This is a genomic window from Candidatus Bathyarchaeia archaeon (assembly GCA_041447175.1).
Lineage (GTDB): Archaea > Thermoproteota > Bathyarchaeia > Bathyarchaeales > Bathycorpusculaceae > JADGNF01.
In genome coordinates, this window is the sequence record CP166960.1 from 383,365 (window position 1) to 398,635 (window position 15,271).

The window sequence follows — 15,271 nt, forward strand, 5'->3', positions numbered from 1 at the left end:
TTGTGGTTGGGCTGGTTGCGTTTGGCGTTGTGGTTGGGCTGGTTGCGTTTGGCGTTGTGGTTGGGCTGGTTGCGTTTGGCGTGGTCATGTTGTTGGTGGGTGCCGTGCCTGTTTGGTTTGCGGCTGTTTGGTTGGCTCCGTTGCCCATGAGTAGTAGACCCGTGCCGTTATAGACCGCGTAAGAGGTGCAAGTGTTGTTTGTCACCTCACTCATGACCAGAATACCGTTGGATGTGAAAGCAAAAGCGTAAGGTCCAGGGTTGGTTGAGTTCACCATCATCGGTGGTGACGCAACGCCGTCCTGGTCAACCATGTACAAGTCAATCATGTCCGAATTCTTTTCTGCAACCACCAGCATGTCCCCGTCAGGGTTGAATCCTATCTGCTCGGGTGACGCATCAGCAGCTCCGCTCAAAGGCTGACTGGAACCCTCAATGTAAGTCAGGTTCCCCATGCTGTCAATCATGAACCCTGCAATGTTACCGTTTCCATCAGTAGGCGGTGTCTGTGTTTGGTTGGTGGGTTGAGTTGCGTTGGTTGGAGGTGTTTGGGTTTGGTTGGTTTGTTGGGTTTGGTTGCTTGAGGGTGTTTGGGTTTGGTTTGATGGTTGAGTCATGTTGCTGGGTGTTGTTTGGTTACTTGGGGGTGGTGATTGGCTTGTGGGTGGTCTTTGAGTTTGGTTTTGGGTCACATTATTTGATGATGTTTGGTTAGATGGCGGCATCAGATTAGTTGGAGTTGTTTGTGTTTGGTTGGTTGGTTGAGTTGTGTTGGTTGGGGTTGTTTGGGTTTGGTTGGTTGATTGGGTTTGATTTCCAGATGGAGTCTGGGTTTGGTTATTTGAAGGAGTTTGGGTTTGGTTTGATGGTTGAGTTACATTACTGGGTGTTGTTTGGTTAGTTGGTCCAGTTTGATTTGAGGGAGGCATCTGGGTTTGGTTACTTGTCTGTGTTTGGTTAGCAGCTGCTCCACCTGTCGTCATGTTGCCTGCCCCGCCTGCGTTAAGCACATAAACCATCTCGCCGTTCATGGTTAGGCTAATTGGCATTGTGCCCATCGAATCGACTTTGCTGACAAACGTCAAATTGTCTTCGTCCACTTTAAACACGGTGATTTCGTTGCTTCCCGCGTTGACCGCGAGAAGCCACTCGCCGTTGCTGCTAAGAATTACTGCTCCTTGACTGCCCAGTCTATCGCCTGTTCCCATTCCTTGAGTTGAAACATTGCCTACGAGCGTTAAGCTGCCGTCCATTCCTCGACTATAAATCATTATGGTGTTGTCTTCTGATGCATTGTCCATGGTGTAGACTACGCCGGTGGGTTGTGCATTGACGCTGAAGGTTGCGGCAAAAATTGCCAAAAACGCAATTGCTATGCTAAAAACTGCTACAAGTTTCCTTTTCATGAAATTTATTTCCTCCCATCAGTAAGTTGGGAGCGCAAGGGCATGTTTAGCAAAAATTTTCTCATAAACCTATGTTGGCGCTTCAGTAGAACTACGAATTGTAGCCTATCAAGTGATGCACAGTCGCTTATGCCTTTGTTTTGGTTGCTAACTGTTTTTTTCTGCGTGGTGTAGTTTAGAAACCTGCTGATTTTCTGTTTGCTAAATTTATAATCTGTATGGCGGATACGTAATCTTTTAAGCAATCTAAACAAATGCACGTAAAGCGTGAGCGGATATGAATAAGCCAAAAGTTGCGGTCGCCCTCCTAATTGTGATTCTGGTTTGCTCTTCAGGTATGAACTTTTATCAGTATACACAAAACACGGCGGCAACAGCCAAAAACGACGCTGCACAAATGCGGCTGGAAATGACTTCTCTGCTCAGTCAAGTACAACTTCAAGTGAACAATGAACTGAACAAACTTGACGCCGCATTAGCCGAGGCTTGTGCTCAACTTTCAACCACAGATTTGCAGGGTATTCAGGCGCGCAGTATTCTGAGCAGCTTAGCGGCAAGTAACCCTTTGATTGTGAATGCGGCGACCTGCGATGCTGAAGATGTGCTTTTGGCTGTTGAGCCTAGTCAGTACAGCAGCATTGAAGGCGAAGACATATCCGGTCAAGAACAAAACCTTCAGATGCATCAGACCATGCGTCCTGCCATGAGCGGCATGATTTTGCTGGTGGAGGGCTTCTACGGCGTTGTTCTGGTCGCTCCCATCTTTGATTCAGAAGCCACGTTTGTGGGCTCCCTGAGCATAGTTATTCAGCCCAGCCAACTCATCAAGGGCGTCGCCGAGTCAACCGTTGCAGGCAAGCCTGATTACTCGTTTTTTGCAATGCAGACGGATGGGCGAATGATATACGACGCCGACCCCGCCCAAGAAGGCAAAATGACCTTCTCTGACCCCGCCTACGCCAACTTCCCCGAGCTAATTGTTTTGGCGCATCAGGTGGCGGCGGAAAACTTTGGGTACGGCACATACCAGTACCATGAAACCCTCGCGTCACAGGATGTGGTGAAAAAGGAAGCCTACTGGGCAACCATCGGCATTTACGGCGCAGAATGGCGACTGGTCATGGTGCACGTTCTGGATGCATGACTAAAACACGAGGAGTAACTGAACCCAATGACACAAACCCTGATAAGCATCTTCACCCTGCTTGGAACAGCTTCTTTCATGATTGTACTCGCCCTTGTCCTGTCCACCTTTCTGTTTAAGCCACACACCACAAAAAACAAGACCCTTCTTGGAGTAGCCTTTGGCGTCCTCTTTGGGTTACTTGCAATCTACGGCACCCTAATGGGTACACCTCTTGAGGACGGGACGATAATTAATGTTCGGGAATTGGCAGTTATGGCTGCGGGCTTTGCAGGTGGACCCCTCGCGGGGCTCATAGCGGGCTTAATGGGCGGAATCCACCGCTACACCGTCGGCGGCGCGACCGCGTTGCCCTGTGCCATCTCCACAATCCTCATCGGAGTCATTGCAGGATTTGTTTCAGCCAAGCTATCTGGACGGCTTTATCTGGTGAAGGCGTTGGCGCTTGGGTTTGTGTTGGAGTCCGCGGCTATGGGCTTAATTTTGGCGCTGGTGCAGCCTTTCTCGGTAGCAGTTAGCATTTTGAGCCAAATTGCGGTTACAATGATTGCCGCAAACACGGTTGGTTTTGTTCTCTGGGTTTACTTGTTTAGAAAAGTGAGCCCCGAACAAACCTGACTTGCCATCCCCCGTTTAAAGAAGGACCGGTTTTTCATTTGAGAGCTTCTGTTATGTCGCTGATTTTTTCAAGGATTTTTTCTGCCCCTTTTTCACGCAACAGTTCCCGTAGGTTGCTTGCCGATACTTGAGGCGGAATACACCCAAACGCCCTAACACCTGCGCCCTTCGCGGAGGCTATATCGTCCACGCTGTCCCCAACATAAACCGCCTCCTGCATCCCCAGCTTCTCCAAAGCCAACCGAATCGGTAACTGGTCCGGCTTAGCTTTCTCAGGCGGGTAATCCTCCATCGCCACCACAGCATCAAAAAAGCTTTCTACGCCAAATTTTCTGAGAATGTAAACGGTTTCTTCTTTGGGTCTGCCGGTAACAATGCCTAACCGGTGCTCTTTGCGGAGGGTTTCCAGTTGCGGTTTAGGCAACAGCCACTTTTCATTTTCTATGAAGCCCAGCGTTCCCTCATTGCCAAGGTAGAGTTCCTGAAATTTCTGGACAACTTCCACTCTTGGCGGCGTTTTGCCTCTCTTTGCGATGATGGCTTGGGTGAGGTCCCAGTCGTTGTTGTAGCCGCCCTTCTGCTTGTACTCTTGAATCTCTTCAGGTTCGGCTTTAGTTCCTGTGAAGAACTCGACGGTTTCTTGGATGGCTTTACGGTAGGAGTCAGTAACGTCTACGAGTACGCCGTCCATGTCAAACAGCACAGCGGAGGAGTGGGCGGATTCTTTCAAGTTTCTTCCCTATAAGGCGTGGACATTTTGGGTATTAACCTTTTGCAGTGGGCTCCCTAAAGCCTGTCCGCCTTAAAAAGATGGGTCACGTGAAGAGGTCCCTTAAAGAAAGTATCTACCCAGACACGTTTCTCGGTTTAACCTAGATTATGTTGTTGCGGGGCTCATCTCGTTTTCCATAGAGGGTGGCTGGTGTCTAGCCATAACATGGCTCATGTAGTCCTCTCGGGAACTAAAAAGACTGCCACAGATGGGACATTTGAGCATGTAGTCCTCGGTCACTTTTGGTTCGGGAATGTTGATGTCTTGCATGCCGCCCGCCCGCGCCGTTCGAGTGTCGTTGCCGCCGTGAACGTTTGAGCCAGAATTACTCTTTGACAAGAACTCACCTCCACTACGCCAACGACAATGCATGCGGGTTTTTGTTCTTAAAGATATGTGACTGTGCCCACAAAGCAACAAAATACTTTTGCTTACCCGCGAACGCGTTTGCCGCTGTTAATTGTAAGGCGACATTTTCACAAGTTTCTTCATGATGACTTTTTGGAACAACACAATCGGCAATTTAAAAAACCTAAACGTCTCCTTCACCTGCTTAAAGTATTCGTCACTGACCTGATTTTGGAACCTAAATTCTTGCTGGGCTTCTTTAGTGTCATACCAGTCTAAATGATACGTGTTGATGTCTGGCGTGAAGTATTTGCGGTCAGGCACAGAAAGTGACAAAGACCCAAACAAACGGGATAAAAATTCGCCCCCGTGCATTTGCCAGCCGTTTTCTTCTCCACCCCCAAGAATATACGCTTGGTTTTTTTGAGTAGCTCCCGCTTTTAGCTTCTCCGCACCCGCAACCAAACCCGTCGCCACATCTTCAGCCATTATCATCTCAAGCCGCATATCTGGATGCATGTCAAAAATCTCCTCCAACAGCGGAAAAACGCTCACCAGCGACCATATGGAAAAGTTTGGAAGCACCCCTGCAAGCCTAAAAACCAGATAGTTGTCGGCGTTTTCTTTGAGGAATTGTTCGCATTTTATTTTTGATTCCTCATAATTCCCCGTTACCACCAAGGGGTCATTGCGGTTGACCAGTTTGTTTTGGAGTTGGGTGGGTCCCATCACGCTGGCTGACGAAGTAAAAACAAACGGGACCTCACGTTTTGTTGCTTTGATTGCGTTTACTAAATTAACTGTGCCTCCCAAATTAACATCCATTGTCAGTTCGCGGCGTTTTTTTGAGGCGGGAGGAATTATCGCTGCAAGATGAACCACTGCGTCGCATTCTTCAACCGCTTTTTTCACATCTTCAAAATTTCGAATGTCCCCAAACACCACTTTCTCAATTTTGTTTTGGTATTTTTTTGCGTCTTTGCGGGTTTTTTTGTTGTCTACCTCAAAAACCGTTACTTCGTGGGCTCGTTTGTGGGCTTCTTCTATGACGGCTTTTCCGATGTTGCCAAATGCTCCCGTGATTAGTAGTTTCATTTGTTGTTCCCCAGAGTTCTAGTACGCTGCGTTAATGAGCTTGTTGTCCCATCATGTTTGAGCATTCTAACGGTGAACCCGCCCTTTAGCCTTTCACCTGCTTTTTGTTTGTTCTCTTACGCATCTAAGGCTGTTTGTCCGCTTCTGAAGGTTTGGCTCGGGGGTCCCGCAGCAAGTCTTTGCGGAAGTCTTCGGCAAACGCCTCAAAATCCACCTCCGCAAAGGTAGGCGGCGCCGCCACCTGCAGGATTTTCTCCAACTCCAAATGTTCTTCCGCGGTCTGCAACGCTTTGGCGCCGAATTCTTCGTAGCAGATTTCCACCTCAGGAATTTTGCCTCGCCCCTCCACATCCACCACAGGAACTACCCCCAGCACCTGCACGCCCGCGTTTGCAAATGCGTCGTGGATGGCTTGTTTGACTTCGGGGGTGAGGTAGCCCATGCAGACGCGGTTGAGGATGACGCCTGCGGGTTTTGCTCCGAGGCGTTTGAGCAGGCTGATGTAGTTGAGGGCGCCCACCATGCCGCCTTCGATGCCTTCTTTGTCGCAGCCCACCACCAGCACCGTCGGCACGCCCAGGGACGCGGCGATTTCTGCCGTGGATCGCGGTGTGGGAATCTGCTTAAACAGCAGTCCCGTGAAGGCGTCCATGGCGCCCTCCACAACCACTAACTCGTAGTCCTCGGTTGCTTCTTTGAGGGCGGTTGTGTGGCGTTTCCAGCCGCAGCTTGCCACCGCCATAGACGAGTACCCATAGATGGGCTGCTTAATCAGGTAAAGTGCAGGAACTAAATCCCGAATGTCTGCGCCGACCTTCACCACTCCCACGTTCACGCCCCTTCGTTTGAGGGCAGCCACCAGTCCCGTCGTGAGGAAGGTTTTGCCTGACCCGCTCTCTAACGCGGTAACTAGCAGGGCGCGGGGCGGCTGGGGCTGTTTGGGGGTGGTTTTGGGGTGGAGGTTTGTGGCGATTCCGATTTCGTCTTTGATGGTGGCTTGGAGTTTGGCGTTTGCCCTGCGGATTTGTGCCTGTTCGGTGGGGGTTAGGTTGAGGGTTTTGGCGATGCCGTCGGTTAGGGCTGGGTTGTGGTCTAGCAGTGCGTGGGGCAGCACGCCCACCACGTTGCCCGCGGAGTTGGCGACGCCTGAAATGAGGTCTTTGGGTTGGCTGCGGTAATCCAAGTGCTGCACATGCGAGGTTAGGATGGGTTTGGCGTTTTTGCCCAAGGTGAGGTCGCCGTAGGTGTGGCAGTGAAACCCCGACGCCTTTGCGCCCACGGTGTCGCATAAAAAACTGCTGCCCGTTATGGTGGCGGTGACTTGGTCAGTGCAGATAAGCGGCTTAAACTCCACCTCCAACAGCCCCAACCCCTCCTTCACAATCGGCTTAGGCGAAAGCCGCCCCACATCAGTCCTCAAAGAAAGAATCTGAAAACCCGAGCATACGCCCAGCACAAACTTCCCCGAGTCCGCCATCCGCAGGATTTCCCGCTCTACGTTGCCTTGGATGGCGTGGGATTCCACTAAGCTGCCGCCTGGAATGACAAGCATGTCCAGCGTTTCGGAGGCTGGTTTTCCCTCCACAGTGCCGTCGGCTTGGACAAGGTCGGTTGGCAGGTTACCAAACGCTTCAAAGCAGGGCAGTGCACCAGGCACGTAGACTAAGCCGATGTGTTTCACTTGGGCTCCTCAGATGTTGGTTAATGGTGGCGGTTTATTTAATGTGGTAGGCTCCATCAACCAAGCTTTGGAAACGGAGCGGGGGCGGCTATTTTTCTGTTTGGTTAAGTTCCTCGGCTATGCTGCTGAACTGTTCCAGTGCGGCTTGCAGGTTTTCTGTGATTTCTCGGGCAATCACCTCTGGCGGCGGCAGGTTTTCGGTGTCCTCTAAGCTTTCGTCTTTGAGCCAGAAAATGTCCAGGTTGGCTTTGTCGCGTTGCATAAGCTCCGTGTATGTGTAGGGTTTGAAGCGGTCGGTGGGTTGGCGGTCGTGGCGGTTTTTCGGGTTATAGCAGGCGACGAAGTCTTTGAGGTCTTTGCTGGTGAGGGGGTTTGTTTTGAGGGTGAAGTGTTTGTTGGTGCGCAGGTCATAAATCCAAAGCTTTTCTGTCCACGGCTTTTCACTGGCGGGTTTACGGTCAAAAAAGAGCACGTTTGTTTTAACTCCTGGTTTATAGAATATCCCCGTCGGCAACCTAAGTAGGGTGTGAACATCACATTCGTCAAGTATTTTTTTGCGTATGGTTTCCCCTGCTCCGCCTTCAAAAAGCACGTTGTCTGGGACTACTATGGCCGCTCTGCCGTAAATTTTTAGGATTGTTTTGACATGTTGGAGGAAGTTTAGTTGTTTGTTGCTTGTTGTTGCCCAAAAATCCTGCCGTTCATAAGTTTGAGTCTCTTTGCTTGATTTGTCCTCACCATTGGTCACCGTGTAACTGGCTCTTTTGCCAAACGGCGGATTTGTCATGACCACATCAAAGCGTTTGCCCTTGTCATTGATAAGTGAGTCTCCCGTTTCTATTGGGCAGGGTTGGTCTGGCTCGCCGTCTATGCCGTGAAGGTACAAATTCATTACACATAAACGCACGACATTATCCACTATATCTTTACCAGTAAACGTATTGGAGCGCAGAAATTGTTTCTGTTCTACGTCTAAAGTTGGGTCCTTAGACATATAATCGTGGGCTGCAATAATGAAGCCACCAGTGCCACAGGCGGGGTCATTAACAGTCATCCCCACTTTGGGCTGCATAACCTCCACAATTGCTTTGATTAGTTGCCGTGGAGTGAAATATTCGCCAGCACCACTTTTGATGTCTTCTGCGTTCTTCTCCAACAACCCCTCATAAATGGTGCCTTTTACATCAATATCCAAGCCAAGCCAAGTTTCCCGATTTATTAGGTCAATTAGGCGTTTAAATTTGGCTGGGTCTTGAATCCGATTTTGAGCTTTGCGAAAAATTACCCCCAACAACCCTTTTTCCTTGCTCAAATCCTCAAGCAAATGGCGATAGTGAATTTCCAATTCTGCCCCGTCTTTAGTAATTAGGCTCTGCCAATCCAACCCTTCTGGAATTGTGGACGACTTGTTGAAGGGAGGTTTAGTTTGCTCATCAGCCATCTTCAAAAACAACAAATAAGTTAACTGCTCCACATAATCCCCATAACTAACCCCATCATCCCTAAGGACGTTGCAGTAATTCCACACTCTCTGCACAATAGGCGCTGCTTCACTTGACATATTTAGACAACTCCACTTGATTGGTTTTTTGATCTATTGCTTAAACGTTCAGTTTTAATACGTTCCACCAATTTCTCAGCTGTCTCATCGGCATGGTTTTGAGGCACCAGTTTCCCACTAAATGCTCGATTCAATATGCTTTGGCGTAAGGAGAAAGATTGCCGCAGGCTTTGCTCAAGTATTTGTTCGTTATACTCAATTATTGAAAAACCTGTTTGGATGTAATCTATGATTGCCTTCTGCTTTACAGAATCCAATAATGGAAACGGAATTTTTGATAAGCTCCCCTGACTTATCGTGTTTTGCCCCGCGCTTGATATTATGCTTGATTCAATATGCTTACGCGCTATTTGCGAATCAAAATAGTGCTTCACGTATTGTGACTCAATGCCTTTCTGCAAACGAATTCTTATCAAGTGGTCACAGAAAGCCCAAGGCTCCTTTTGGATAAAAACAACTAACTGTCCTGTATTACTTTTACTGCCATTAACCCTTATGCAAAGCAGGTCATTTTTGCTGAGTGAATACTTTTGTTCCTCATCATTAGTTAGCTTAATAGTCCGTGGAGCTTTGGCAGTTATAACTCCGTTTTCAATATCTGCAAGCCTGAGAACATTGATTGGTTTTCCTTCGTCGCTCCTTCTTTTTGATAAACCGTTCTGGTAACTTTCGACAACATTACTGAAGGGAACTATATGGTTGCCTTCAACTTGGAATGCTTGTTTTAAAACTGCTTGGCGGTAACGTTTAAGCTGCTTCTGCACCTCACGGAGCGAGGCGACGCCAGCATCCAAAAAAGAAAACAACTCCTCAACCTTACCAACAATACGCAACTGCTCATTGAACGGGGGTATATGGATTTCAAATTTCTTAATATCGTGCTGAAATAAATGAGGAACAGCGGTACCTGCTGTTTTCTGTCTAACCAATTCTTGAAATTTGGGACCCCTAAAATAGTAAAAAAGATATTTGGGAAGAATTGCTTTACACGATCTAACCACCAAGATTGATGAATTAACAGTAACCTTTGTAGGAAGATTTTCCACAAAGCCTATTTTGCCAATTGTGCCATCTTTGGTAACCAATACATCTTGGTTTCTAAGCTGAATTTCTGGGGATTCTTCATATCTAAAGTCACTTAGATGGTTAGTTACATCAAAATTAATCGAACCATTTTCAAGGATGTCTTTTACAGCTAATAGTGGAACCCCTTCTGTCAGGTATTCTTCTTTTTTTAAACCTCTCCAACCGATGCGTCCAGCAATAGATATGTAGTCTTCAAGGGTCACGGCTGTCCAGCCACCAGGTAATTTCTCAATAAATTTTTCCTGCAGGGTCATTTCGTTAGCACCGTGTTTAGTTCTTTAATTATGTTGTTTAGTTGTTGTCCGAAGAGTTTGTGGGCTTTGACTGCGCCTCCTTTCTGGTTAAACGGTGACAGCTCAAAGGCGTCTATGTTGATGGTTAGGCTGGTGGTTATGTGGTCTTTTATCATGTTTAGCCAGTCTTTCTGTTCAACCGTAAATGAGTGCCCCAGTTTTTCTTGGCTGTTTAGCCACTCACTGAAACGCCTATTTACCGCGTCGCTGAAAGGCTCCAAAACATCGGCACTGCCAACGGCAAATCGCACCAGCGAAACGATGTTGGTTAAAAGTTTCTGTGGACCTGCACCCTTCACTTTTGACTTTTCCAGTTGCTCGTAGGCAAGCCAAACAAGTTCAGGCGTTAAGTTGTAGGGGGGTTTTTTGATGGCTTCAGCTAACTCTTTGATGGCTGCATACGTTAGGTGCCTTTGCCCGTAGGGTTGACCATAAATCAGTTGCAGAGCAGTTAACTCATCCTTATTTTGTTCGATGAAGCCTTTGAAGGATTCAACGGTTAAACGGGCTTTCTCTGCAGCCTGCAAATCGTACCCCGCAAAAACTACCTCGTCTTTGCTTACGTTGTCGATGGTTTGTTCGTTTCGGCGTTTAACTTCGGCAAGGGTGTTTCTGAATTTTGGCGAATCAAACAGGACACATGCTGTTTTGGTGAGTTCTTCTGAAGCCTTCTGCACTTGCTCATTGGTCGGGTTTTCGGTCTGGAAAAGTTCTTTGGCTTTCTCCATGTGCTTGTCGGGGTCAACCGCATCAAACAATTCGTTAATGACCTGTTTGAGATTTTTGCCATTGCTCACGGCTTCAATTTCTTTTCGTGACGCTTCGTCCAGTTCGCGGTCAAAACGGGCAAGACGCCCAGCCAAAGACGTGAGTGTGTCCACATCTCGAATACCCAACGCCACTGAACCCAAAAGCCTGTCAAACGGCACACTCCGATTCCGCTCCAATGGTCGCGAGTCGGTCTTGTCGCTTTCACAAACCCCCACCGCATCCACGATGACAAACTGGGTTTTGTTTTCCACATCGGGCGTGACCGCTTTCAAATCCGTACTTGAAATCGTCCGCGTTCCGCGTCCCTTCATCTGCTCAAAGTAGACGCTTGAATGGATGTCGCGCATGAACAGCAAGCATTCTAGGGGGCGGATGTCGGTGCCTGTGGAAATCATGTCCACCGTAACGGCAATGCGGGGATTATAGCTGTTTCTGAAGCTAGAAATCAAGTCTTCCGTCCGCTCCCCCGTGGTTCGGTAGGTGATTTTCTTGCAGAAATCGTTGCCTTTGGCGAATTCTTCACGAATTATCTCCACGATGTCTTCCGCGTGGCTGTCATCTTTGGCAAACACCAGCGTCTTAGGGACCTCGCCCCGGGTGGGAAAAATCTCAGTGAACAGCTTATCCCGAAAAGTGCGGATAACGGTTCGGATTTGGTCCTTAGCCACAACGCTGCGGTCTAACTGCTTCGCGCAATACTCCAAATCGTCTTCTAGCTGCTCCCAACGTACCCTGCGGGTCTGTTTATCCCTTTTATCCACATAGAATCCCGCTTCAACTTTGCCGCCGCCTTGGGTGATTCGCGTGTTAATTCGGTAAACATCATACCCCACATTCACGCCATCAGCCACTGCGCGGTCATGCCCATACTCCATCACCAAATTCTGGTTGAAAAAGCCCAACGTCTGCTTGGAAGGCGTTGCAGTTAAGCCAACGATGAAGGCATCAAAATACTCCAACACCTGACGCCAGAGATGGTAAATTGACCTGTGACACTCATCCGTGACGATTATGTCAAACATTTCAATTGGGATGGCAGGGTTGTAGACAACGTCCACAGGCTTCATGCCGTTAAGCGACAGCTCAAACGCGGAGCCTTCCTCGTTCTCTTCGGGCAAGTCTTCGCCGCGGAGCATGGCGTAAAGCCGCTGGATGGTGGTTATGCAAACGCGGCTGACCCCATCGATATTGCGTGAAGTCAGCCTTTGGACGTTGTAGAGCTCGGTGAATTTGCGTCCATCATCGGGAGTCTGGTACTTTTGGAACTCCTGCAACGTCTGCTTGGCTAACGTGTTGCGGTCAACCAAAAACAAAACCCGTCGTGCACCGCCAAACTTGATTAACCTGTAAACGAAGGTGACGGAGGTGAAGGTTTTGCCGCTGCCGCTTGCCATTTGGATGAGGGCGCGGGGTCGAGATTGGGCAAAGGACTGCTCTACATTTGTGATGGCTTCAACTTGGCAGCCGCGTAAGCCTTCTTCAATTAGGGGCGGCATTGCTCGGAGCCTGCCGCGCAGGGTGTCGGGTTGGGTTAGCCATTCCTGCAGGGTTTCAGGGCGGTGGAATGTGAAGATGCGTCGGGAGCAGGAGTCGGGGTCACGTAAATCCCTAAAAAACGTCTCAGCGCCAGTGCTTTCGTAACCCAACGGCAGAGGGGTTCCAGCGCAGGGTACGTTTTCGGCTAAGCCCGAGAGGTATTTTGCGGTTTGCTCTGAAACCCCGCTTAAGGTGGTTCCTTCAGGCTTTGCCTCCAAAGCACCCACAGCGCGGCGGTCCACAAACAGCAAATAATCCGCCTCACCACAGGTCAAGGGAAACTCGCGGACAGCCACCCCCAAACCTGCCCCCAAATTCAAATCCTTAAAATCCTGAACTTGCCATCCAGCCGCTTTCAGCTGGGTGTCAATTTTTCTGCGTGCCCTCTCTTCAGGCGTCGTCATCAAGCAGCCCCAGACTTGCCCATTAGTAAGTGCCTTGTGTAGTTAAAACTTGCCCACCTACCTGCGGATTTATAAATTTATAAATTGATAAATTTCGTGAGCCTTCTTAAGCTGCGATTGCGCCATTTTGGGCAGGTGCATTTCACATGAAACAGGATGGGGGTGACTGCCAGAAAAAAACCAACACATTTTGGGGCTATTCCGAAAAAGTGCCCAATACAACAGGCAAAAAACCCGCCTATTTGCCGCCTATTAGCATCCAAATAACAATTCATTGCAGAACCTATAGAGGGGTAGGTCGACACGCAAGTTTTGCCGGGGAAAGCGTAGAGGGGGAGGGGTCTACCCGAAACGTAGCCTACCTACCGTGGGCAGACTTACAGTAGCAATGCTTCCAGTGCAATAATCGGAACAACCACTACCAGCCCAAACAGGAACGTGGTCACCTGCATTATCCGCCACGCCTTGGTGATGTCATCCGCAGAGAACCGCTCCGCATCGCCCAGCGCGTAGTGCCCCTCTTTCTCCAGCTGCGTGTTCAGGGCGCCCGCCATGGCAGATATGGTGTAGCCAGCGTTGGGGCTTGCCGTCTTGTTCCTGTCCCGTTTAAGGATGCGCCACGAACTGCGCCAATCCGCCCCCACCAAAGCCGAGGCAGCCACCATCAGAACCGCCGTAATCCGCGTCGGCACATAGTTGGTTATGGTGTCCATGCGTGCACTAAACCACCCAATATTCACGTTAACCGCGTCCTTGTAGCCCACCATCGAATCCAACGTGTTAATGACGCGGAAGGCATAGGCGCCTGGCACGCCAAACAAGGCAAAAAAGAAGAACGGCGAAGTGACGCCGTCCGTGGTGCTTTCTGCAATTGACTCCACGGCGGCAGAGACAATGTGGCGTTCGTCGAGCGTGTTGGGGTCGCGTCTGACGATGAAATGCATCCACTTCCGCGCCTCAGCCATGTCGCCACGTTTGAGGGCTTTTTCGATGGGGTGGGTGTAGTAGCGCATGCATTTGAGGGCAAACGTGGTTTTAAGCATCAGAGCTGCCATGATGATGTAGAGAAACCAGCCCACGACTGGAATGAGCCGCAATGCCCAGAGGATGGCAAAGGAGGCGCCCGCAAACAACGCCATCACCGACACGCAGAGCAAAACGCCGTTGGCTTTCTCCGTCTTAGGGTTTGAGCTTTTCAGGCGGGGTTTGAGGTAGTCTATGACTTTGCCCATCCAGACGGTGGGGTGGGCGCGGTCGGGGATTTCCCCAAATACGATGTCAATGGTGAAGGCTAAAACAAAAATCAGCACCGAGTCCACAAAGAAGGAGAAGTTAAAGAAGGGAAACATGCGTGCACTCTCAAACCTGCTTCTCCAGACTCACCTTCAACGCCGCCACCAGCCGCTCGTTCTCAGGATGCGTCTTGACTGCGACTCGCACAAAATGCTCATCTAAACCCGCAAAGGAGGTGCAGTCCCGAATCAGCACGCCCTGCGTGAGCATTTTTTCTTTGAGTTGGGCGGCGGTGAATCCGGTTTTTTGGATGTTCATAAATAGAAAGTTGGCGTCGGCTGGATAAATCTTCAAGCCTTTCACCCGCTTAAGCGCCTTGAGCAGGAAGGCTTTCTCTGCCTTTATCAAAGCCAACGTTTTTTGCAGGTGCGCCGCGTCGTTGAGGGCTGCAACCGCCGCCGCCTGCCCCAAGCAGTTTACGTTCCACGGCAACTTGGCGTTCATTAGCACGTTGATGATTTCTTTGGAGGCTATCCCATAGCCAATCCGAAGCCCTGTTAAGCCGTAGATTTTGGTGAACGACCGCAGCACAAACAGGTTCGCAAACTCGTTGATGCGGTTAATCATGGATAGCCCCTCGCCGTCGTCGACGAATTCAAGGAAGTCCTCATCCAAGAAGACCAAGATGTCGCGGTCCAGCGCCTGCTGGATGATTTCCGCAAGCTGGTCGGGCGGGGTTAGGATGCTGGTGGGGTTGTTGGGGTTACAGAAGTACACAATTTTGGTTTTGCCCGTCATGGCGCGCGTGAACCTTGCGGGGTCAGCCTCAAAACGGCTAGTTAACTTGACATACTTAACCCTCTCGCCAGTCTTTTTCACTGCGCTGTCGTATTCCCCAAACGAGGGCGCAGGCACCAGTGCGACGTCGCCTTTGTTCATGAAGGCTTCGGCAAACAGGTAAATCAGCTCCGTAGACCCGTTGCTCACAATGATGTTGTCTCTGCCTACGCCCGCGTAGTGGCTTGCGAGGGCGTCGCGCAGGGCGTTGGAGCATGAGTCGGGGTAACTGGGAATCATGCCAAAACCAGCAGTCACTGCTTGGAGAGCTTTTTCGGAGGGTCCCAACGGGTTAACGCTGGAGCTAAAATCCAAAATCTCCTCCCGCGTGCGCCCTGTTTTGCCAGCGGCTTCCAGTACATCTGCGCCATGAACGCAGGGCTTCAAACCACGAAAGTTCGCCTTCGCCAAATCCAACGCTGGTTTCATACGTCATCCCCAACACTTTTAGAAACGCCTAATAAATCCGTTATGAAACCCAAAAAGC

The 15,271-nt window shown here is 49.6% G+C and carries 13 protein-coding genes; 3 read left to right on the forward strand and 10 right to left on the reverse strand.

Annotation, left to right across the window (positions count from 1 at the left end; all coding sequences use genetic code 11):
* On the reverse strand, nucleotides 1–1,405 hold a 1,405-nt coding region (locus ACBZ72_02000), incomplete at its 3' end, for a beta-propeller fold lactonase family protein (GenBank protein XES77661.1).
* 277 nt (nucleotides 1,406–1,682) lie between these two features.
* Between ACBZ72_02000 and ACBZ72_02005 the strand changes: the two genes are divergently transcribed.
* Both ACBZ72_02005 and ACBZ72_02010 read left to right on the forward strand, forming a co-directional pair.
* Nucleotides 1,683–2,549 (forward strand): hypothetical protein, encoded by an 867-nt coding sequence (locus ACBZ72_02005; protein XES77662.1) that lies wholly within the window; start codon nucleotides 1,683–1,685, stop codon nucleotides 2,547–2,549.
* Nucleotides 2,550–2,576: 27 nt separating this feature from the next.
* Nucleotides 2,577–3,167 carry a LytS/YhcK type 5TM receptor domain-containing protein gene (locus ACBZ72_02010; GenBank protein XES77663.1) on the forward strand — a complete coding sequence of 197 codons (591 nt, stop codon included), beginning with the start codon at nucleotides 2,577–2,579 and terminating at the stop codon, nucleotides 3,165–3,167.
* A 34-nt stretch (nucleotides 3,168–3,201) separates the two neighbouring features.
* On the opposite strand, the gene ACBZ72_02015 is transcribed toward ACBZ72_02010, so the two are convergent.
* From ACBZ72_02015 to ACBZ72_02045, 7 genes are all read right to left on the reverse strand, one after another.
* Complete coding sequence (locus ACBZ72_02015) at nucleotides 3,202–3,897, reverse strand: TIGR01548 family HAD-type hydrolase (protein XES77664.1); 696 nt, start codon at nucleotides 3,895–3,897, stop codon at nucleotides 3,202–3,204.
* A 147-nt stretch (nucleotides 3,898–4,044) separates the two neighbouring features.
* Nucleotides 4,045–4,278 carry a hypothetical protein gene (locus ACBZ72_02020; protein XES77665.1) on the reverse strand — a complete coding sequence of 78 codons (234 nt, stop codon included), beginning with the start codon at nucleotides 4,276–4,278 and terminating at the stop codon, nucleotides 4,045–4,047.
* Nucleotides 4,279–4,395: 117 nt separating this feature from the next.
* Nucleotides 4,396–5,382, reverse strand: coding sequence for an NAD-dependent epimerase/dehydratase family protein (locus ACBZ72_02025; GenBank protein ID XES77666.1), 987 nt, complete (start codon nucleotides 5,380–5,382; stop codon nucleotides 4,396–4,398).
* 124 nt (nucleotides 5,383–5,506) lie between these two features.
* Nucleotides 5,507–7,063, reverse strand: coding sequence for an AAA family ATPase (locus ACBZ72_02030; GenBank protein XES77667.1), 1,557 nt, complete (start codon nucleotides 7,061–7,063; stop codon nucleotides 5,507–5,509).
* A gap of 88 nt (nucleotides 7,064–7,151) precedes the next feature.
* The gene (locus ACBZ72_02035) at nucleotides 7,152–8,624 is read right to left on the reverse strand and encodes an N-6 DNA methylase (protein ID XES77668.1); all 1,473 of its coding nucleotides are present in this window, start codon (nucleotides 8,622–8,624) and stop codon (nucleotides 7,152–7,154) included.
* A gap of 2 nt (nucleotides 8,625–8,626) precedes the next feature.
* Nucleotides 8,627–9,964, reverse strand: coding sequence for a restriction endonuclease subunit S (locus ACBZ72_02040; GenBank protein XES77669.1), 1,338 nt, complete (start codon nucleotides 9,962–9,964; stop codon nucleotides 8,627–8,629).
* Nucleotides 9,961–12,714 carry a type I restriction-modification enzyme R subunit C-terminal domain-containing protein gene (locus tag ACBZ72_02045; protein ID XES77670.1) on the reverse strand — a complete coding sequence of 918 codons (2,754 nt, stop codon included), beginning with the start codon at nucleotides 12,712–12,714 and terminating at the stop codon, nucleotides 9,961–9,963. The genes ACBZ72_02040 and ACBZ72_02045 overlap by 4 nt, the downstream gene beginning before the upstream one ends.
* Nucleotides 12,715–12,860: 146 nt before the next feature.
* On the opposite strand from ACBZ72_02045, the gene ACBZ72_02050 reads away from it, so the two are divergent.
* Nucleotides 12,861–13,100: a hypothetical protein gene (locus ACBZ72_02050; GenBank protein XES77671.1), complete on the forward strand. Its 240-nt coding sequence runs from the start codon at nucleotides 12,861–12,863 to the stop codon at nucleotides 13,098–13,100.
* Here the strand turns inward: ACBZ72_02050 and ACBZ72_02055 are convergent.
* Complete coding sequence (locus ACBZ72_02055) at nucleotides 13,092–14,063, reverse strand: cobalamin biosynthesis protein (GenBank protein XES77672.1); 972 nt, start codon at nucleotides 14,061–14,063, stop codon at nucleotides 13,092–13,094. The genes ACBZ72_02050 and ACBZ72_02055 overlap by 9 nt on opposite strands.
* A gap of 10 nt (nucleotides 14,064–14,073) precedes the next feature.
* On the reverse strand, nucleotides 14,074–15,213 hold the full coding sequence (gene cobD, locus ACBZ72_02060) for a threonine-phosphate decarboxylase CobD (GenBank protein XES77673.1): 1,140 nt from the start codon (nucleotides 15,211–15,213) through the stop codon (nucleotides 14,074–14,076).
* Nucleotides 15,214–15,271 lie beyond the last annotated feature (58 nt).